Origin of the sequence: Acinetobacter sp. 1566109 (assembly GCF_000582255.1) — a bacterium.
Taxonomy (GTDB): domain Bacteria; phylum Pseudomonadota; class Gammaproteobacteria; order Pseudomonadales; family Moraxellaceae; genus Acinetobacter; species Acinetobacter nosocomialis.
Genome location: NZ_JEYB01000010.1, coordinates 29,402 through 49,291 on the forward strand (window position 1 = coordinate 29,402; position 19,890 = coordinate 49,291).

Sequence of the window (19,890 nt, forward strand, 5' to 3'; positions counted from 1 at the left end):
CCATGCTTCATAAATCTACCGTTTTTTGAAAAAAATACAAAACCGTTTATCTGTTTTCAGCACATTAATTTCGAGGCATTTTTTTGCTACAATAGATGCAATTTTTTATGCATATTCGATCTAAGCTACTATGACTGACGCTCAAACCGCTCAAAATATTGCCACCACCTACGATCCAACCGAGATCGAAAAGAAGTGGTACAAAACGTGGGAAGAACAAGGTTACTTCAAACCTTCTGGTCACGGTGAATCATTCTGTATCATGATTCCACCACCAAACGTCACTGGTAGTTTGCACATGGGCCATGGCTTTAACAATGCCATTATGGATGCCCTCACCCGTTATAACCGTATGATGGGTAAAAACACTTTGTGGCAACCGGGTACTGACCATGCTGGTATTGCAACTCAAATGGTTGTTGAGCGTCAACTTGGCTTACAAGGTGTAACTCGTCACGACTTAGGCCGTGAAAAATTCATCGAAAAAGTTTGGGAATGGAAAGAACAATCTGGCGGCACAATTACCAAACAAATTCGTCGTTTAGGTTCGTCTGTAGACTGGTCACGTGAACGCTTCACGATGGATGAAGGTTTATCAAACGCAGTTAAAGAAGTATTCGTTCGTTTGCACGAAGACGGTTTAATTTATCGTGGTAAGCGTCTTGTAAACTGGGACCCTAAACTTCAAACTGCTCTTTCTGACCTTGAAGTAGAAAGCAAAGAAGAAAAAGGCTCACTTTGGCACTTTAAATATTTCTTTGAAGATAAATCAGTTAAAACTCAAGATGGCAAAGACTATCTCGTAGTTGCAACGACTCGACCTGAAACATTACTTGGTGATACTGCTGTTGCTGTTCACCCTGAAGATGAGCGTTATGCACACCTTGTTGGTAAAAATATTGTATTGCCAATTACTGGTCGTTTAATTCCAATCGTTGCCGATGACTACGTTGAAAAAGACTTCGGTACTGGCTGTGTAAAAATCACGCCTGCTCACGACTTTAACGACTATGAGTTAGGTAAACGCAATAGCTTGCCAATCATCAATATCTTCAACAAAAACGCTGAAGTTTTAGGTGAGTTTGAATATATTGCCAAAGCTGGCGAACAAATTTCTAAAACCATTACTGCACCTGCAGACTATGCTGGTTTAGAGCGCTTCGAAGCACGTAAAAAACTAGTTGCTCAAGCGGAAGCGGAAGGCTGGTTAGACCAAATCCAACCGTATGACTTAAAAGCGCCACGCGGTGACCGTTCAGGCGTAATTATTGAGCCATTATTGACTGACCAATGGTACGTAAAAATTGCACCTCTTGCTGAGCCTGCAATTGAAGCGGTTCAAGATGGTCGTATTAAGTTTGTTCCAGAGCAATACAGCAACATGTACATGGCATGGATGCGTGACATTCAAGACTGGTGTATTTCACGTCAGCTTTGGTGGGGTCACCGTATTCCAGCTTGGTACGATGCAGATGGCAATATCTATGTTGGCCGTAGCGAAGAAGAAGTTCGCGCGAAAAATAACATCGCGGCCGATGTTGAGCTTAAACAAGACGAAGACGTACTTGATACATGGTTCTCATCTGCACTTTGGACATTCTCAACTTTAGGCTGGCCAGAACAAACGCCTGAACTCAAAACTTTCCATCCGACTGACGTGTTGGTGACTGGTTTTGACATTATCTTCTTCTGGGTTGCCCGCATGATCATGATGACCATGCACTTCATGAAAAATGACGATGGTTCATCTCAAATTCCATTTAAGACAGTTTACGTTCACGGCTTGGTACGTGATGGTGAAGGTCAAAAAATGTCGAAGTCTAAAGGTAACGTACTTGACCCATTAGACTTGATTGACGGTATCGATTTAGAAAGCTTAGTCGCAAAACGTACGACTGGCCTCATGAACCCGAAAGATGCTGCGAAGATTGAAAAATCAACGCGTAAAGAATTCCCAGAAGGCATTAATGCTTATGGTACTGACGCAGTTCGTTTCACGTTCTGTGCCCTTGCAAACACTGGTCGTGACATCAAGTTCGACTTAAAACGTGTTGAAGGTTACCGTAACTTCTGTAACAAAATCTGGAACGCAACGCGTTTCGTTCTGATGAATGTTGAAGGTCAAACCGTTGGTCAACAAGCTCGCCCTGATCTTTGGGAACTTCCAGAACAATGGATTATGAGCCGTCTGCAAAAAGCTGAAGCTGCTGTGCATCAAGCGTTTGCAACGTATCGTTTAGACCTTGCTGCTCAAGCGATTTATGACTTTATCTGGAATGAATACTGTGACTGGTATGTTGAGTTAACTAAACCGGTTCTGAACGATGCAGAAGTTTCAGAAGAGCGTAAAGCTGAAGTACGCCGTGTATTGCTTGCTGTCATGGAAGCTTCATTACGTTTGGCTCATCCATTAATGCCGTATTTGACAGAAGAAATCTGGCAAACACTTGCTCCAATGCTTGGTCAAGGCGGCCCAACGATTATGACTGCTCAATACCCTATTCCTGAGCAAGCAAAAATCAATGAACAAGCTGAAGCAGATATGCAATGGCTTCAAGGCTTGATTGGTGCAGTACGTAACATTCGTGGTGAGTTAGGCTTAGGTAATGCACGCTTGTTGCCAGTATTACTTCAAAATACATCTGACGCTGAACGTGAACAAATCATTCGTATTGAAGCATTGTTCAAAGCATTGGCTAAAGTTGAAAGCATTGAGTTCTTGAATAAAGACCAAGAACCACCTTTATCTTGCTCTAGCGTTGTTAGCCATGCATCGGTATTTGTACCAATGAAAGGCTTAATTGACCCTAAAGCTGAGCTTGCTCGTTTGCAAAAAGACTTGGATAAAATCCAAAAGCAACACGACCAAATCGCGGGCAAACTTGCAAATGAAGGCTTTGTGTCTAAAGCACCGGCAGCGGTTGTTGAAGGTGAAAAAGCGAAGCTTGCTGAGTTTGCTGCGCAGTTAGATAAAGTTAAAGCGAATATGGAGCAAATTGCTGCGCTTTAAGCTTTTTAGTTAAATGAACCCAGAATCTGTGCAAGCAGGTTCTGGGTTTTTCTATATTTCAAAATTACTTTTTTTGTAGAATCACCATATGAAGATGCCATGATTTTATATGACCACTCAATAAAGGAAGATTTTCACTCATTTCTTTATGAAACAATAAATTAAAATCATATAAGAATAGACCAACTATATCTTGATAAGTAAATCCTATAAATTTTGCAGTTTCTCTAGCAACCCATTCATCTTGAGTCCCCAATAAATCAGCTACCAGAATTCCGCCTTCAGGAAGCGCATTTATAATTCGTTTAATTACACTATAAAAATAGCTTGGATCGCAAAAGAATAGACTTGATGAAGCAATAATTAAGCTTGCAGACGGGAAATTAAAGTCTTCAAAAGATTCATGATAGAAAATAAATTTAGAGTCATCTTTGAATCGCTCAGTACAAACTTTTTGCGCATCAATTGAAATATCAAAAGCATGAACATTAAATCCCTTTGAGAGTAGATAAGCAGATTCATTGCCAGCGCCACAGCCACAATCGATAGCAACTAAAGGTAAGTTAGGAAAATAACCTAAAGCCTTCTCTAAAATAGGTCTATGTTTAAGTTCTTTTGATAATTGAATAAATTTTTCATTCATAAATCCGATCTTTTAATTTTTATAATTTCCACACTATATTTTATAAAGAATATAACCTCAACGATTTCTTATTTCAGAATTTATTCCTTATCAAATCATCGGTAGCCTCATGGCTGCATATAAAGCCTAGAAGCTAATTAAAGCGCCTCATGCCCCAACAACATCTCTACCCCACTCACTTTTTTCATATGCTTTAAACGCTCTTTTTCCCATTTCACCTGCTGCTTTAACTCAGCACAATCAGCATCTATAGCTTTATACACATCACTAATGTGTACATGCTCTGCTTTTACATTCTTGGCTAACTGAAAAGAATCTAAGATCTCAGCAATTTGGCTTTCAAGCTGCTGACTTTGTGCATCTAAAGCCAGTTTATAAAACCGTAACTGCTCAGCAGATAATTCTTTAGCACCTAGCCCTTTATTCTGTTCAAGCTGTAACTGGAGTTTGAGTAAATAAAACAAATCCTGCTTTTCGTAGGCCTGACTTGCTTGTTGAAACAACTCAGTTTTTTCCTGTTTCTTTGTTTCATCTTGCTCACGGTCTGGGTGAATCATCGCGGCAATTTTTAAATAAACTGTTTTGAGTGACTGCGCTGCCATTTGCTCAGCTTGTTCACGTTTCTGTTGTTGTCTTTGCTGTTTGGCTTGTTCCCGCGCTTGTTGTTGCTCGGCAGCGTACTTTTCAAAGTCTTCTTCAAGTTCTGAACCTTGCTCAGCACTTTCTCCATATTCAAATTGTATTGGCTGAGTTTTTTTATTCTTTTTTACCGATTCCCCTGCATGCTGCTGATAAAAAGTATCGATCTGATTCACTAAATCCAACTGTTCAGCAGATAGCATTTCGGAGCGCTTCAACATTTGTGCAAGCTGAGCAATTTTTTCATCGAGTTGTTGTATATCCGCTTTAGAAAACTCGTGGCTATGCAACATATTCCAAAGTTGTTCTAACTGTTGAAATAGCACTGTATGCAAATCTCGATACACAGGCATCAGTTTTTGCCGAATGTGCTGTTGAATATCAGCTTGTGCATTTTGCCATGTGCTCAGGCTAACTTTTTGCTGTTCTATTTTATTAATCAGGCGATTCAGTTTTTTCTGCTGTGCAGACGGTTCAGACCTTTGCTGCAAGCTCACTTTGAGATCAAAGGACATACTACTCATCCACCTGAAAAAGAAAAAAGTGTAGCAATAATCAGATGAGGAAGGTAGCCAAGCATTCTTTAAATATGAGTCAGCCTAAAGATTTATATCTTAAGAAATCCACCAAATCACTAATGGCAAAGTCACGGCGGCGCATAACGTTTGAAAGCTAATCACGGCTGCCATAAGCTGACTATCGCCACCCAAAACTTTGGTTAAAATGTATGAAGCTGAAGCAGTCGGTAGCGCAAAGAAAATGACTAAAATCTGTGTTTGCAAACTTGGTAAACCAAACCACGTACATACCGCGTAAGCCAATGCAGGCACTGCTAAAAGTCGTGCAAACGTGTCTGCTGCCAATACCACAATGTCTTTTTTAATTTGCATAAACTGCAAAGCTGTGCCAACACATAACAAACCTAATGGCAAACTCGAAACAGAAAAAAGCTTAATAAACTGAGTAAAGCCTTCCCAAATCGGGATATGAAGCGCATTGACTGCTGCTCCGATCACACATGATGCAATTAAAGGGTTTTTAAGCAGTGCAATCAAAACAGGTTTAATTGCCATATGTTCTTTAGAAGTTAAAGCAAGCACCGAAATAACATTTACCAGTGGAATGCAAAGTGCCAATAAAATTGCCAGTATTGCCATTCCTTCACTTTTAAAAAGTGAAGTCACTAAGGCCAAACCAATATAAGTATTAAAGCGAACCATACTTTGTACATGCACACCAAAACGTGCAGGCGGTATATGCCAAAACATTCGGAGTATGTATAAAAAGGCGGTTACAGCTAAGACCACAATCAACATCGCAATGATGGCTGTGCTTAAGCTCTGTAAGTCAATTTTTGCAGTCGAGAGCGTACTAAAAAGCAAAGCGGGAAACAAAATATAGTAATTAAGCTTCTCTGCCCCAACCCAAAACTCATCGCTGAAAAAATGATATTTTTTAAATAAGTATCCCGATGCAATTAATGCAACTAAAGGAAAAAGAGATAAAACAATGCTATTCATTTCTTTACTCGAGTTTTGTTAGGGCTTGCTGCTTTGGCAATTAGCTTGGCTTACTCATATATTAAAGATAATGAAAACTCATGATAAAATGAGTTTTTACTCATAACAAATACAACATGACCTTTACCCAACTTGAAATTTTCGCACTCATTGCTGAACTAAAAAGTTTCACTGCGACCGCTGAAAAGTTGGGCATTTCACAGTCGGCAGTTTCCCATGCGCTTAAATCATTAGAACAACAATGGGGTATTAACCTCATTTCAAGAACTCAAAGCGATATTGAACTCACCACGACAGGTCAGCAGTTATTGACCCATGTAAAAGAGCTACTAAGTATTTCCGATACATTAGAAAAAGAAGTGGCTGCCATCCACGGTTTAAATGAAGGAACATTACGTATTGGTTCTTTTGGGGCATCATCCTCTATTTATCTACTGCCTGAAATTTTAGAAACCTTTCGGCAGCGCTATCCTAAAATCGAAATTTATATTGATGAAGGTGAAGATAAAGAAGTTGCTCAGTGGTTATTGGAACGGCGCATAGAGGTTGGTTTTTAATTATGCCAGATGAGCGATTCGATACATTCCCTTTAATCGAAGATCGTTTTGTTGCCTTAATTCCGAGTGGTTACCCGCTAGCGCAGCAACTCTATATTGATCCAGCACATCTAGAAAACTGCCCTTTTATTATGACAATGGCTGGTAGTCGACATCAGGTCGAATTAATTTTAAAAAACTTTAATGTGAAACCAGACATTAAATTTTATGTTTCCCAAATTCTAAGTATCGTCAGTATGGTACACAACCAGTTAGGAATCTCAATAGTCTCTGATATGGTCATCACCAAAGAGTTACTCTCACTTTATCCAAATGTAGTTAAACGCCCTTTTAAACCAAACCTTAAACGCTCTATTGGCCTTGCAGTAAAAAACAAGAAACATATCAGTCCAGCCGTAAAAGCATTTATAGAGGTTGCTCAAGAGGTTTGGTCTAATAAATAATTTAGTAGAATTTAATTCGTTTTATATTTTAATAACGTACTCATTTGGGTCATTTTATAAACAAATTAGATGACTTTTATCATAAAAATGTGCCATTGCAGCCTATTTTAAGCAAATTAACGCACCATTTATCGCCAAAAACTAATTTCACAATCCAAATTGGTGCGCTTATTGCATATTCACTTTTATGCAATTGAGTTTGTTTCGGCAAACTTAGGTTTTTAGGTTCCTTAAATCTATTTTGGTGCAATTTACAGACCCAGATTTGTTCCAAAATGGAATTTAGCACTTTTTTCGAGCATGCTATGCAAAATGTAGATCTATTTTTCTTGTTACTTGGTGCAGTTTTGGTTCTTGCCATGCACGCAGGTTTTGCATTCTTGGAACTTGGTACAGTTCGCCACAAAAATCAGGTGAACGCGCTTAGTAAAATTCTGACTGACTTTGCCCTCTCCGCAATCGCATATTTCTTTGTTGGTTATTACATTTCTTATGGCCAGCATTTCTTCCATGATGGTACAAGCCTCGCAAGTGATCATGGTTACAACTTAATGCGCTGCTTCTTTTTACTGACTTTTGCTGCGGCAATTCCTGCAATTATTTCAGGTGGTATTGCAGAACGCGCCAAAATGCGTTCACAAGCAATAGCAACGCTCGCTTTAGTTGGTCTGGTCTATCCTTTTTTTGAAGGTATGGTCTGGAATGGTAACTATGGTCTACAAAAATGGTTAGAAATAACTTTTGGCGCAGCTTTTCACGACTTTGCTGGTTCAGTTGTAGTCCATGCAATGGGTGGCTGGATTGCACTCGCTGCGGTTATTTTATTAGGTGCTCGTTCTGGTCGTTATAAGAAAGATGGTCGTGTAAGTGCTCACCCTCCTTCTTCAATTCCATTTTTAGCACTTGGTTCATGGATTTTAATCGTGGGCTGGTTTGGCTTTAATGTAATGAGTGCTCAACGTCTTGATGCTATTTCTGGGCTAGTTGCTATTAATTCACTTATGGCAATGGTTGGCGGAACGATTACAGCAAATGCAATTGGGAAAAATGACCCAGGTTTCTTACATAATGGTCCACTTGCCGGTTTAGTTGCTATTTGTGCAGGATCTGACATTGTTCATCCCGTGAGTGCACTTGTTATTGGTGGTATAGCTGGTGCCATGTTCGTATACCTCTTTACCTATACTCAAAATAAACTCAAAGTAGATGATGTACTAGGTGTATGGCCTTTACATGGCGTTTGCGGTGCATTCGGCGGTATTGCAGTGGGACTATTTGGTCAAAAATGGCTAGGTGGTTTAGGCGGTGTATCATTTGCCTCACAGCTCATTGGTACAGTACTCGCGATTGCTATCGCACTTGCTGGCGGTTTTATTGTTTATGGCATCCTTAAAGCGACCATTGGTATTCGTTTATCTCAAGAAGATGAGTTTCGTGGTGCAGATTTGTCTATTCATAAAATCTCTGCCAACTCTGAAGAAGGCATGTTTTAATTCAATGATTATGAAGCAGGATTTAAATATTCTGCTTCATATACCTCTTACAAATAAAACCTCTTAGTTTAAAAATAACTTTCCTTGATTAAAAACTACACTTTTAGTTTTCCATACATTCAATTTAATATATTGAAAAATATATTAAATTGAATATTTTTCTAAGATTTAAAGATGAAATCCTGTTTAGTTTAAGAACAATTTAAGTTTTATTTTATGTAATGCCTTCAATTCACGCTTAAATTGATGTTAAAACACAATGAATCAACAAAAACATTTTTTTCAGCTTCAGCTTATTTTTCTTGCTATCAGCTTTTTTATACTTTTATTTGTATTCCCAGTGGGTGGAAAAATTGATATGTACCTCATCCAACCTTGGATTGATTCAACTGGTCAATTTTTTAATCGGGAAAATTGGTATCTCGAAAGGCTTAATCATCAAATCGTAAAAGACATTATCACTGCGATTTATGTCATCTTTTTTGGTCTGTGGCTTGCTTCATTTAAAGTAGAAAAGTTAAAAATCTATCGCTGGCAATATGGTTATATGTTTTTTGTCAGCATGATTGGTAGCGGTGTTGTTGGTTTATTAAAATCACAATCTGCTCATGCCTGCCCTTGGAATATGGTTCATCCTAATAGTTTAGGTGGCTATATTTGGGACTTTACAGCAAAACATGGTCATTGTTTTCCAGGTGGTCATGCCAGTGCTGGATTTATCATAATGACCGGTTATTTTGTTTATCGTCTTGAACAACCAAAACGAGCTTATTTTTATTTATTTTCAGGCATTTTATTAGGATTTATGATGGGTTGGGCACAAATGATGCGAGGAGCACATTTCCTAAGTCATAACTTATGGACAGGTTGGGTTGTTTGGGCAGTGAACATTTTCTTTTATGCGATTTGTATTCATCGCTTTGAGTTCGAAAAACAATTAAAACAAGAGCTTAGTTAAGCTCTTGTTTCATGTAAATGTAAAACCTTAGGTAACTTCACTAAAACTGAAAGACCACCAAGTTCTAAACTTTTATCGAGAGTTAGAGTTCCACCAAGTCTTTGAGTTGCACGGTCTACAATTGATAAGCCTAAACCACTTCCCACTTCAAGATGATGGTGTACTCGATAAAAACGTTTAAGCACCTTATCGTAATTTTCAGGATCTATACCTGCGCCACTATCTTCGATTTGAATACAAGCAAAGTTATCTGGGTCGGTATAAACTGAAATGTTAATTACCCCCTGATGTGGTGTATATTTAATTGCATTATCAATTAAGTTAAAAATAATCGAATGTACGGTAGGTTCAATACTATGCATCTCGACAGGGTCATTTCTAACAAAGCCTAAATCAATTTCTTTTTGCATGGCTAAATTAACCAACTGCTCAACACAATTTAAAGCCACATCATTGAGCTGAAAATAGCCAGTAGGTTCAACCATACTTAAAGTTACATCTTGCTTTGCCAACGCCAAAAGCTGCGTCACTAAATGCTGAATACGAGCTAAACCTTTGCTTAAGTTTTGCAACAATTCATGCTCAGGAAACTGGCTTAACAAAATCTTGGTTTGTAAGTTCAATGCAGTAACAGGTGTTCGTAGTTCATGAGCAGCATCAGCAATGAATTGCTTCTGTTCATTTTGTGCTTTAGAAATACGGTCAAACAGACGGTTCATTTCATCAATGGTAGGCAAAAGCTCTTGAGGATAATCATGCACCTCAATTGGTGTTAACTCCTCAGAATCACGCTCCATTAACTCATTTTTAAAATCATCTATTGGTTTTAAACCACGACTAATAATGGCAGCCAAGGCAAATATCGCGAAAGGTAAAATAATTAAATAAGGAATGAACATACTGCCTGCAAGCTCCCATGCGAAAGCTTCACGAACCCGCTCTTGTTGACTGACCTGAATTTGGTAGTCTTTCAACGGTAAAACATATGTTCGGACTACACCTTCAGCGGTTTTATGTGAATAAAAACCAGCTTGTTGAACAGGAGGAACCAAGAAGTGCAGATGATGAGATAAATTCGCTTGGTCTTTATAAGCCCAAATATCTAAAAATAAATCTTCTTCGTGGTAAGTTCGATGTAAATCAAACTTACTACTTACTGTTTTTAAGGGATACTCAGCCGTTCTTTCCGCTAAATACTGCATTTGAGTATCTAGAATTTCATCGACTTCCTGAAGTGCAACCTTATAAGCACTAAAAATTAAAATACAACTTAAGATGACACTGAAAATTGAGGTGCCCCAAATCAGTCGTTTTTTTAATGAATAATGCACGTTCATGAAGTCCCGAAATCTTAAATTATGATTGCCCTAAACGGTAACCCAGTCCTCGGATAGTTCGAATAAAGTCTTTACCCAACTTAGCCCTTAAATGATGGACATATACCTCAATTGTGTTGCTGGTCACATCACTATCAAAGTCATATAACTTATCTTCCAAATTAGCTTTTGAGAAAATTTTATTTGGATGACTCATAAGCGGAATCAAGATTGCCCATTCACGATTCGATAAATCAATACGTTGCCCTTTAAATGTTGCAATGTGCTGTTCAACATTTAAAACCAGATCACCGCTTTCTAGTAGTTGATCTTGGCTTGCAAGTTGAGCCTCTACGCCACTACGGCGTAATAAGGCATGAATACGAGCGAGTAATTCATCAAACTCATAAGGCTTAATTAAGTAATCATCTGCTCCCAAATTCAAACCATCAACACGGTTTTGCAGTTGGTCACGTGCAGAGATAATCAAGACTGGTGTTGCTGCTCTTTGACGGATCTGCTTTAAAACTTGCATACCATCCATCATTGGCAATCCCAAGTCTAAAAGAATGAGATCAAACTTATTCTTTGCTAATTGGGCCAAACCATCTAAACCGTTATTGACCCATTCCACCTCAAATTGATGATATTGCAGCAACGTCGTTGTTGATTCTGCAATCATAAAATCATCTTCAATCATCAAGATTTTTGTCATGTTCTAGGCTCGCTTTAGTTTACATGGGCACAAGAGTGCAACATGTCCAGTTGAGGGTTGATGACCTGAGTTTGTACATCCAGCAAACTTAACAAACTTGGGAATAGATTATCCTGACTTAACTTTTGTTTAGTTTGTTGGTTTAAACAATTTACTTGAGCAAGATTATGTTGTTTCCAGCCATCAGAGAACCACATAATCATTGGAATATGTGTTTGTTGGCTCGGTGCGATTGAGTAAGGCGAACCATGCAAATACATACCATGCTCACCTGTCGATTCTCCATGATCAGATAAATACCATAAACCTGTTTGATAATTCGATACTTCTTTTAAAGTATTGATCATTTGGCTTAATACATGGTCTGTATACACGATTGTATTATCATAACTATTTAATAGCTCAGCTGGTGAACAACCCTGTATCGCATTAGTATCACAAGTTGGTTTAAATGGTTGATATCCCTCAGGTGCCCGTTTGTAATATGCTGGCCCATGGCTACCCATCTGATGTAATACAACTAAACGTGGACGTTTATCGTCTTTCGGAATAGAGGCCAAATACTGCTTTAAGCTATCAATGAGAATACCATCAAGACATTCACCATCTTTACACCATTTTTGCTTTAAGTCTTCTGGAATCTGGTATTGTTCAACACGATCACATGCACCTTTACAACCCGAATTGTTATCAATCCAAGTCACTTGATAGCCTGCGCGTTTTGCAATATCTAGTAAGCCTTCACGATGGCTTGCCAATTGCTCATCATAATCAGCACGTGGCATACCAGAGAACATACATGGCACAGAAACTGCTGTTGCCGTACCACATGAACTCACTTGAGAGAAATTTAAAATATCTTGTTTAGAAAGCTCTGGATTTGTATTTTTAGCATACCCATTGAGCGAGAAACTTTCTGCACGTGCAGTTTCGCCCACTACAAGTACCATGAGTTTAGGTAAATCTTTTTGAGTTTGCTGAACTTGATGGGCATCTTCACCATACTTCACAAGAGGAAGATTTTTCTTAGGCGCTTTTTTACGATAATAAGACATCACCGAAGAAATAGTGTTTTGAGGAGAGATCATTCCTTTTAAATCACGATGCTCTCTAAATATTGCTGCAAAATCAACATAATATGCAAACAACAAACCACCTACAACGGCAAATGCAAGAGCGATTGAAAGTACTTTTTTAAGCAAAAGCGGAAGTATTCTTTCTGATTTGAGTTTTACCTGAGTAATTAAAAAAATAGGTAAAATAACAAAGAAGATTGTCCAGAGCCCAAAACGCAAAGAAAGTAAATCTGTAGCTTCAGCAACATCTGTTTGAGCAATATTCTGAATCTGATCAGGTGAAATAATGACACCTAAAGTATTTACAAAGTACGAGCTAAAACCACCAATAAATACCAGTAAAATGGCAAAAATTTTGGCCGTCCATTTCCAGTTTAAAATTTGTAAAGCCGCATAATAGGTAGCAACAACAATCACTACAGTAGCCGCTAAAAAAAAGGTCGCTTTTATACCTAAATATGGCGTTAACAAATGAACTTTTTTATAAAAACCAAAATTTAGAATTGCACCTAACCAAATGGCTATAATGAAGTTGAACATAAACAGGGAAATCTGCTTATTTCTTAATGTAGAAAAAAAACTCAGCATCTCTGGTTACTACGACCTTTTTTTATGATGCTCTACTGTAAAAATTGAAACTTAAAAATGACTTAAATAATAGAATGATCGGTATAAACCATTTTTAACGGCTTTACGCTACTTATTTATTTCAATTAAAAAAATGAGTCGAGACTCATATGAATCTCGACTCAATTAGCTAAGAAGCATTGAGAAATTAGAAGCTATACTTAGCCATTAAACCAATACGGTTATCTTTATAAGACTGGCCAGCAAACGTTTCACGTTTACCATTGACATATTCAAGGCCTAAATCAATTGGTTTAACAGGTGTATAGATGAAGTTAATCCATGCTTGCTGAACTTTTTCATTACCAGCTGTATATACTTTTGCATAATCAGTGCCGTCATCAGCAAACTCTGCACCGTACGCTAAAGTTGAACGCAAGTTAGGTAAAATTTTATAAGTACCACCTACTTGTACAGCAACAAATTTATTTTGCTCAATATCTTTATTAGGAGCTACAGCATAAGCAGCATTACTGCCATATAAATAGCTACTATCACCAACTACATATGAAACATCAGCAAAAACTTTTAAAGGATCAGAAACTTTAAAGTCTGTACCTGCAGCAATACCCCAACCAGTTTTATTATCATCACCAAGTGATGATTTATAATTTTCTACTAAAGCACGAGCTGATGCAGAACCTTTACCGTCTGCATAACCTTGAGTAATTTTAGCAGTTAATACAGGTAAGCTATACTTGATGCTATCGCCGGCTGTTGCTGAAGTACTATCACCTTTTTCAGCAGAAACAAACAATTGTGTAGTTGGACCCAACTTGTAGCCATAGCGTACTTGAGGAACACGTTTTGTACCACCACCAACGTTTGTCGAGAAATCGATCATTTCTGGTGCATGAGTTGACAAGAAGTTAGACGTCGTTTGACCAAATAACCAGTCGTTATACGTTAAATAAGCATGACGAATACGTAATGAGCCATTCGAATCTGTTGTTGAGCCAGCAAAATCGACTTCGAGTTTACCGCCTACCTTAGCATCGCCAACAGGTGTATTAAAATCTAAACCAAGACGTGTGGTTTTAGCAGTCGAACGTAATTTATCTTTTGTTTTACCATCAGTTTTACTAACATCACCAAAGTCGTTATCGGCACCTTCGATAATATAGTTAGCATCACCACGAACGAAACCATAAAGGTTCACATCAGCACCAGCTTTAGATTTAAAACCTGCTAATGGAGAAGCAGGAGCTGCAACAGGTTGAGGCTGTGCTTTAACTTCAGCTAACTGCACTTGCTGTTGTTGCTGTACTTGTTGCTGTTGCTGCTGTACTTGGCGCTGTTCTTTAACTAATGCTTTTAATGCTTCAACTTCTTGACGAAGTTTTTGAATTTCCTCTTTTTCAGAGGTTGCCGCATTTGCCCCACTCATCATTAAAGCTGTTACTGTAATAGCTAAACTTTTAACAACAAACGATTTACGATTAAGGAATAGATCCATCAAAAACTCCTAAAAATATATTTTATGTTGCTTATCCATGCCAAGTTGATTCGGTGACCATTGAGCACTAAAAAATCAACTATTCTCCAAATTTGATTGCATTAATTTTATTACCGCAATCAAAACCAATTTTAACGCTGGGTAAGATTAAAAATTCCAAATCAAAAGAAGCAAGACATACTTTTGTTTACAGAACTTTTACCTTGACTTCATGTTGTAACGAATCCTACACAACTCTCTTATCTTATAGAATGATTAAATCATTATTTCATTATTCTTTTTTAGACTTTAGGCTAATAAACCGTCTAAGTGAATATTTTTTTACCGACGTTGCTTGATTCACATAATTTTTCTTGTTACTTCCATCCTTTTTTCCTTTCTAGCGTCCATTTGCTACCCAAACAAGATGGCACAATTAATAAGCCATTTGAATAGCTAAAAATATACATTTTTAAAAGAATGAGTAAAGTTATAAGCACAACTTTTTAGCTTAACTTAATATGAATTAAGTTTCTTTATTTCATCAGCTTAATATCACTTTTTATACAGCTTTTGCTGCCTTCCATACGTAAATAGGAATTAAAAATAGTACAGCAATAGTGACAATAGCTATCAAATAATGGAAATAACCAAGTACATCTCCAATGATTCCACTCAAGGTATAAAGTCCCCCACTTACAGTCGCCATAATCGAAACCTGAAAAGTAAAATCGGTACCCGCATAGTTCTTTCGACTGTAATGCATAACCAAGGTTAGCATTACAACCAATAGCATGGCAGCAAAAGCATCTTCCAAAGCATTTACAGAATAGATAAGCCATGTATTTATTTTTATCTTCTGCTCATAAGCATAGGCCAAATAAACATACGCACCTAAACTCATGATTTTTAATATTGAAAAACTAATTAAGGTAGCTGGTCTAGAAAAATACTTTAATACCCATCCTGCAATAAATGCCCCCACTAAAGCAGCTACAGCACCTAGCATAGTGATGTAAACACCAATTTGGGTAAAGCTTAATCCCATATCAACCATTAAGGGTTTAAGTAATGGCCCGGCTAAGCCATCTGCCACTTTAAAAGTGATAAGTACCATTAACCAAGAGCGAAGCTCTTTATTTTGAGAAAAATAACTCAAATAAGACTTAATTTTTATCAATAAATTTGGCTGGCTAGATTGATTGTCAGAATGAGAAGTATGAGGAGGTTCTTTGAATAGTAAAACAGGTAGAGTATTGATAAATACTAAAGCAGCTAATAATAAAAAAGTTGGCTGCCATGACAACCAATCTAAACACCATAACACAGCTCCCCCACCTACAATAAAACCAAGCCGAGAGCCTACAACTTGAAATGTATTTCCCCAATGTTGCTGATCATGTTGTAATAAATTGACAGCTAAAGCATCGGTTGCAATATCTTGAGTTGCGCCCGTCGAGTTCATAAATAACAGTGCAATAAAAAATATAAATAAGTACAAAGGCTGATCTAAAGCCTGAATAGGAAAAAAAGATAAAATACAAATTACTGCCACCGTTAAAAGCTGAGTGGGTAAAATCCAGCTACGATAATGACCTAAACGGGAAATTGCGTGTCGATCCACCCACGGTGCCCAAAATATTTTGATTGACCAAGGCACCATAAGCAGCCCAAAACCACCAATATGCGCGAGTGATACACCTTGAGCTCTTAATATTACGGGCAAAGCATGGGTCATAAAACCCACAGGTAGACCTTGCGCCCAATATAAGGAAAATAGCAAAAGATAAAGATTTTGCTGTCGAAACATATATACCTACTTTTATTTCTTTGTGCGGTAATAACATGAAATACCATGCGTAATCTTACATTTTGCCAATGAAGCATAGATTTCAAAAGATTAAGATAAAACAAAGGATGATTTAAAACTTAAAAATATGGAACAACATTTCCCTAAGCTACCTCCACAGGTCCCTCAACGTGGTAATGCTTTAAGTCGAGCATTATTTAAAAAACTTTTTTTGGCTCAAGGCTGGACTATAGAAGGTGAAGTTCCTAACTTTCCTAAGGCTGTAGCCATTATTTCTCCTCATACATCCAATATTGATGGCTGGTATGGTTTTTTAGCTATTTTTGGGCTTGGCATTCAAATTACAGTACTAGGTAAAGACAGCTTATTTAAGCCTCCTTTTAAACGTGTTTTAGATTGGGCAGGTGTTATTCCGGTAAAACGTGACTCTGCCAATGGACTGACTGAACAGGTGGTTGCAACCATTCAGGATTATGACAAGATCTGGATTGGAATGGCGCCAGAAGGCACACGTAAGAAAGCAAAAAAAATGAAGAGTGGCTTTTACCATATTGCTGCAAAGGCTAATATCCCAATTGTGATGTTCTCTTTTGATTATGATCGCAAGACTATTCACTGCTTAGGCTATTTAACTCCTAGCGGAAATTATGATGAAGATCTCGCCAAAATTTTTGAGCGTTATGATGGAAAAATATCACCGAAAAATCGTAATTGGCTTGCAGAACCTTTACAAAATCTTGTGAAAAAAACCTAGCAAAAATTGAACGAATCTGGTCTGATGGGCCATCTTAATTTATCTTGCTATAGATTGTTTTTCAAAGATGAAAATTGCTCAATTTGCCAGTATCGGATTTATCTCTTTAGCCTTATTTGGCTGTGATAAATTCAGCAAAACACCAACACCGACCACTTCAGTTAAAGCACGCGAACCAGTTATTGCACTTGCCTTAGGCGGCGGTGGAGCAAAAGGATTTTCACATATTGGTGTTATCAAGGTCTTAGAATCACATGGTATTAAACCTAAAATTGTTACGGGTACAAGTGCCGGTAGTTTTGTAGGAAGTATCTATGCCAGTGGGCAAACACCTTATCAGCTCCAAAATCTTGCACTTAAATTACAAGAATCGGATATTCGTGATTTAACGCTTAATCGCCAAGGTATTATTCTTGGGCAAAAGCTACAAGATTATGTGAACCGTAACGTGGGCAATAAGCCTATTGAGAAATTCCCAATTCGTTTTGCAGCAGTAGCAACCCGTCTTGATAATGGTCAAAAAGCTGACTTTATTAAAGGTAATGCAGGTCAAGCAGTACGTGCGTCTTGTAGTATTCCAAACGTGTTTGTACCTGCCACTATTGGCAATCAAAAGTACGTAGATGGCGGATTAGTTAGCCCAATTCCTGTAAAAACAGCACGTGATATGGGTGCAGATATTGTGATTGCGGTTGATATTTCAGCACGTCCAGCAGGAAATCGCCCAGCGAATATGTGGGGATTACTTGATCAAACCATTAATATTATGGGTCAACAAAGTATTAATGAAGAGTTAAAACTAGCAAACGTAGTCATCCAACCTAAAGTTGGGCACTTAGGTACACTCGATTTAAAATCAAGTAATGAAGCTATTTTAGAGGGTGAGAAAGCTGCTCAAGGCCAAATTCGTCAAATTGAAACTGCAATAGCGAATTTCAAAAAATCTCCAGCCGCATTTAAGCCAGCTCCACGTCCTAAATTTTAATTGAGGTGGTTTTTTTCTATCCACACTTACTATCATCTGCTACAGTGGTAAAAGTGATATGAGATCACTTTTACCCATCATAAAGATATATAAAAGAGCAGATCTATGGAGTTTGTTGTAGAACCTTGGCACTGGTTTGTATTGGGTATCTTACTTATTCTTTCTGAGCTGATTATCCCTGCTTTTGCCGCTCTCTGGTTTGGTATTGCAGCCATTATGGTTTGCTTTCTCTATTGGTTATTTCCAGATATTAGCCTTACAACCCAAATTGTATTGTGGATTATTTTATCGGTGCTATGCACCATTCTTTGGTTCAAATTTATTAAACCCTTATCGATTGATAGAACTAAAGCAGGTTTACCTCGTGAGGCCACCATTGGACAAATTGGTATGGTGATTCAAACCGGACTTGCTCATGACCAAATTATTGTCCGTTTCCCTATGCCTATTTTAGGGGCCGATGAATGGAACTGTCGCAGCACTAGCCCTGTGAAAGTCGGTGATCGAGTCCGTGTCATTGATATTTCGGGCAATGACTTAATTGTCCAGCCCCACAGTACTTCATAAACATTAAAGATAAAGAGAGGTTATTTTCATGCCAGTTGGTACCATTATTGTTTTAGCCTTTTTGGCTTTTGTAGCAGTTACTATTTTTAAAGGGGTACGTATTGTTCCTCAAGGTTATAAATGGATTGTTCAGCGTTTAGGGAAATATCATTCCACGCTTAATCCAGGGTTGAACTTCGTTATTCCTTATATTGATGACGTAGCTTATAAAGTCACGACTAAAGATATTGTGCTTGATATTCCATCTCAAGAAGTGATTACCCGTGACAATGCTGTATTGCTTATGAATGCAGTAGCTTATATCAATTTAACAACCCCTGAAAAAGCAGTGTACGGTATTGAAAACTATACATGGGCCATTCAAAACCTTGTACAGACTTCATTACGTTCTATTGTGGGTGAAATGGATCTAGATGATGCACTGTCTTCACGAGATCACATTAAAGCTAAACTAAAAGCTGCAATTTCTGATGATATTTCGGATTGGGGTATCACTTTAAAAACTGTAGAAATTCAAGATATTCAGCCATCTTCAACCATGCAAGCTGCTATGGAAGCTCAAGCTGCTGCTGAACGTCAACGTCGTGCTACAGTGACTAGAGCTGACGGTGAAAAGCAAGCTGCAATTTTAGAAGCAGATGGTCGTTTAGAAGCATCTCGCCGTGATGCAGAAGCACAAGTTGTCTTAGCAGAAGCATCTCAAAAAGCGATTGAAATGGTAACAAGCGCAGTCGGCGATAAAGAAACACCTGTCGCTTATCTATTAGGTGAACAGTACGTTAAAGCAATGCAAGACATGGCTAAATCGAGCAATGCCAAAACTGTTGTATTACCTGCTGATGTTTTAAATACAATCCGTGGCATTATGGGAAAGCATAATTAATTTAACTGCTTTCAATAAGTCATTGAAATAAAAACGGCGACCTGATGGTCGCCGTTTTCATATTGAGTATTATTGGTTGTTTAATCTTTTTTGATCTTTCAAAGGTAGCTTTTTTACGACTAAGTCATAAGAATCGCGAATCAAATCTTGAAGTAAATCACGAGTTAAGTTTTTATGCGGAGTAATAGAGATCCAGTGTTTTTTATTCATGTGATACCCCGGAATAATAAAAGGATAAAGCTCCTGATATTCCTGACTTTTATATGGATCACATTTAACAGTAATCATTTTTGTGCCCGTTCCTTCCCCTACTAATAAAAACACCTTTTCTAAAATTTTAAAGACGTCGCATTCAGGTCCAAAGGGTTGGCTTTGCTCACTAAAAGGAAGATTACACGCAATCTCTATTGCAACTTGATGGAGCTGATCACCATTCATTCTTATTTCCTTTATTCATTG

The 19,890-nt window shown here is 37.8% G+C and carries 16 protein-coding genes and 1 pseudogene; 8 read left to right on the forward strand and 9 right to left on the reverse strand.

The window, feature by feature from the left end; translation table 11 throughout:
* Positions 1-130: 130 nt before the first annotated feature.
* Positions 131-3,010, forward strand: a complete 2,880-nt coding sequence (locus J582_RS10495) for a valine--tRNA ligase (protein WP_031981721.1) — start codon at positions 131-133, stop codon at positions 3,008-3,010.
* A gap of 64 nt (positions 3,011-3,074) precedes the next feature.
* Here the strand turns inward: J582_RS10495 and J582_RS10500 are convergent, their stop codons facing one another.
* The 3 genes from J582_RS10500 to J582_RS10510 all read right to left on the reverse strand — a co-directional run bounded on the left by J582_RS10500 (position 3,075) and on the right by J582_RS10510 (position 5,812).
* Positions 3,075-3,653 carry a methyltransferase domain-containing protein gene (locus J582_RS10500; RefSeq protein WP_031981719.1) on the reverse strand — a complete coding sequence of 193 codons (579 nt, stop codon included), beginning with the start codon at positions 3,651-3,653 and terminating at the stop codon, positions 3,075-3,077.
* Positions 3,654-3,790: 137 nt separating this feature from the next.
* Positions 3,791-4,807, reverse strand: coding sequence for a hypothetical protein (locus J582_RS10505; protein WP_031981717.1), 1,017 nt, complete (start codon positions 4,805-4,807; stop codon positions 3,791-3,793).
* Between the two features lie 99 nt (positions 4,808-4,906).
* Positions 4,907-5,812 (reverse strand): AEC family transporter, encoded by a 906-nt coding sequence (locus tag J582_RS10510; RefSeq protein WP_031981716.1) that lies wholly within the window; start codon positions 5,810-5,812, stop codon positions 4,907-4,909.
* A gap of 116 nt (positions 5,813-5,928) precedes the next feature.
* Between J582_RS10510 and J582_RS0104555 the strand changes: the two are divergent.
* From J582_RS0104555 to J582_RS10520, 3 genes and pseudogenes are all read left to right on the forward strand, one after another.
* Positions 5,929-6,812: pseudogene (locus J582_RS0104555) on the forward strand (LysR family transcriptional regulator).
* A gap of 305 nt (positions 6,813-7,117) precedes the next feature.
* A complete protein-coding gene (locus J582_RS10515; protein WP_031981714.1) occupies positions 7,118-8,305 on the forward strand; it encodes an ammonium transporter in 1,188 nt (395 codons plus the stop codon).
* Between the two features lie 259 nt (positions 8,306-8,564).
* Positions 8,565-9,263, forward strand: a complete 699-nt coding sequence (locus J582_RS10520; RefSeq protein WP_022575733.1) for a phosphatase PAP2 family protein — start codon at positions 8,565-8,567, stop codon at positions 9,261-9,263.
* On the opposite strand, the gene J582_RS10525 is transcribed toward J582_RS10520, so the two are convergent.
* The 5 genes from J582_RS10525 to J582_RS10545 form a co-directional block, all read right to left on the reverse strand.
* Positions 9,260-10,594 (reverse strand): two-component system sensor histidine kinase PmrB, encoded by a 1,335-nt coding sequence (locus J582_RS10525; protein ID WP_032047832.1) that lies wholly within the window; start codon positions 10,592-10,594, stop codon positions 9,260-9,262. The two genes, J582_RS10520 and J582_RS10525, sit on opposite strands and share 4 nt — an antisense overlap.
* A gap of 25 nt (positions 10,595-10,619) precedes the next feature.
* Entirely contained in the window at positions 10,620-11,294 is a 675-nt protein-coding gene (locus tag J582_RS10530) for a DNA-binding response regulator PmrA (protein ID WP_002051287.1), read from the reverse strand.
* A gap of 14 nt (positions 11,295-11,308) precedes the next feature.
* Positions 11,309-12,958 (reverse strand): phosphoethanolamine transferase, encoded by a 1,650-nt coding sequence (locus J582_RS10535; RefSeq protein ID WP_022575731.1) that lies wholly within the window; start codon positions 12,956-12,958, stop codon positions 11,309-11,311.
* A gap of 187 nt (positions 12,959-13,145) precedes the next feature.
* Entirely contained in the window at positions 13,146-14,453 is a 1,308-nt protein-coding gene (locus tag J582_RS10540; protein ID WP_016805257.1) for a DcaP family trimeric outer membrane transporter, read from the reverse strand.
* 541 nt (positions 14,454-14,994) lie between these two features.
* A complete protein-coding gene (locus J582_RS10545) occupies positions 14,995-16,242 on the reverse strand; it encodes an MFS transporter (protein WP_031981711.1) in 1,248 nt (415 codons plus the stop codon).
* A gap of 127 nt (positions 16,243-16,369) precedes the next feature.
* Between J582_RS10545 and J582_RS10550 the strand changes: the two genes are divergently transcribed.
* The 4 genes from J582_RS10550 to J582_RS10565 all read left to right on the forward strand — a co-directional run bounded on the left by J582_RS10550 (position 16,370) and on the right by J582_RS10565 (position 19,431).
* Entirely contained in the window at positions 16,370-16,996 is a 627-nt protein-coding gene (locus J582_RS10550; protein WP_004885444.1) for a lysophospholipid acyltransferase family protein, read from the forward strand.
* A gap of 67 nt (positions 16,997-17,063) precedes the next feature.
* Positions 17,064-17,981 carry a patatin-like phospholipase family protein gene (locus J582_RS10555; protein WP_004705841.1) on the forward strand — a complete coding sequence of 306 codons (918 nt, stop codon included), beginning with the start codon at positions 17,064-17,066 and terminating at the stop codon, positions 17,979-17,981.
* Between the two features lie 105 nt (positions 17,982-18,086).
* A complete protein-coding gene (locus J582_RS10560; RefSeq protein WP_004885442.1) occupies positions 18,087-18,548 on the forward strand; it encodes an NfeD family protein in 462 nt (153 codons plus the stop codon).
* A gap of 28 nt (positions 18,549-18,576) precedes the next feature.
* Positions 18,577-19,431, forward strand: coding sequence for an SPFH domain-containing protein (locus J582_RS10565; protein WP_002051299.1), 855 nt, complete (start codon positions 18,577-18,579; stop codon positions 19,429-19,431).
* Positions 19,432-19,500: 69 nt separating this feature from the next.
* On the opposite strand, the gene J582_RS10570 is transcribed toward J582_RS10565, so the two are convergent.
* On the reverse strand, positions 19,501-19,869 hold the full coding sequence (locus tag J582_RS10570) for an MmcQ/YjbR family DNA-binding protein (protein ID WP_004885440.1): 369 nt from the start codon (positions 19,867-19,869) through the stop codon (positions 19,501-19,503).
* Positions 19,870-19,890: the final 21 nt, after the last annotated feature.

Coding starts and splice junctions, on each gene's coding strand:
- J582_RS10495 (WP_031981721.1), top strand. CDS start 131: ATGACTGACGCTCAAACCGCTCAAAATATTGCCACCACCTACGATCCA.
- J582_RS10500 (WP_031981719.1), bottom strand. CDS start 3,653: ATGAATGAAAAATTTATTCAATTATCAAAAGAACTTAAACATAGACCT.
- J582_RS10505 (WP_031981717.1), bottom strand. CDS start 4,807: ATGTCCTTTGATCTCAAAGTGAGCTTGCAGCAAAGGTCTGAACCGTCT.
- J582_RS10510 (WP_031981716.1), bottom strand. CDS start 5,812: ATGAATAGCATTGTTTTATCTCTTTTTCCTTTAGTTGCATTAATTGCA.
- J582_RS10515 (WP_031981714.1), top strand. CDS start 7,118: ATGCAAAATGTAGATCTATTTTTCTTGTTACTTGGTGCAGTTTTGGTT.
- J582_RS10520 (WP_022575733.1), top strand. CDS start 8,565: ATGAATCAACAAAAACATTTTTTTCAGCTTCAGCTTATTTTTCTTGCT.
- J582_RS10530 (WP_002051287.1), bottom strand. CDS start 11,294: ATGACAAAAATCTTGATGATTGAAGATGATTTTATGATTGCAGAATCA.
- J582_RS10535 (WP_022575731.1), bottom strand. CDS start 12,958: ATGCTGAGTTTTTTTTCTACATTAAGAAATAAGCAGATTTCCCTGTTT.
- J582_RS10540 (WP_016805257.1), bottom strand. CDS start 14,453: ATGGATCTATTCCTTAATCGTAAATCGTTTGTTGTTAAAAGTTTAGCT.
- J582_RS10545 (WP_031981711.1), bottom strand. CDS start 16,242: ATGTTTCGACAGCAAAATCTTTATCTTTTGCTATTTTCCTTATATTGG.
- J582_RS10550 (WP_004885444.1), top strand. CDS start 16,370: ATGGAACAACATTTCCCTAAGCTACCTCCACAGGTCCCTCAACGTGGT.
- J582_RS10555 (WP_004705841.1), top strand. CDS start 17,064: ATGAAAATTGCTCAATTTGCCAGTATCGGATTTATCTCTTTAGCCTTA.
- J582_RS10560 (WP_004885442.1), top strand. CDS start 18,087: ATGGAGTTTGTTGTAGAACCTTGGCACTGGTTTGTATTGGGTATCTTA.
- J582_RS10565 (WP_002051299.1), top strand. CDS start 18,577: ATGCCAGTTGGTACCATTATTGTTTTAGCCTTTTTGGCTTTTGTAGCA.
- J582_RS10570 (WP_004885440.1), bottom strand. CDS start 19,869: ATGAATGGTGATCAGCTCCATCAAGTTGCAATAGAGATTGCGTGTAAT.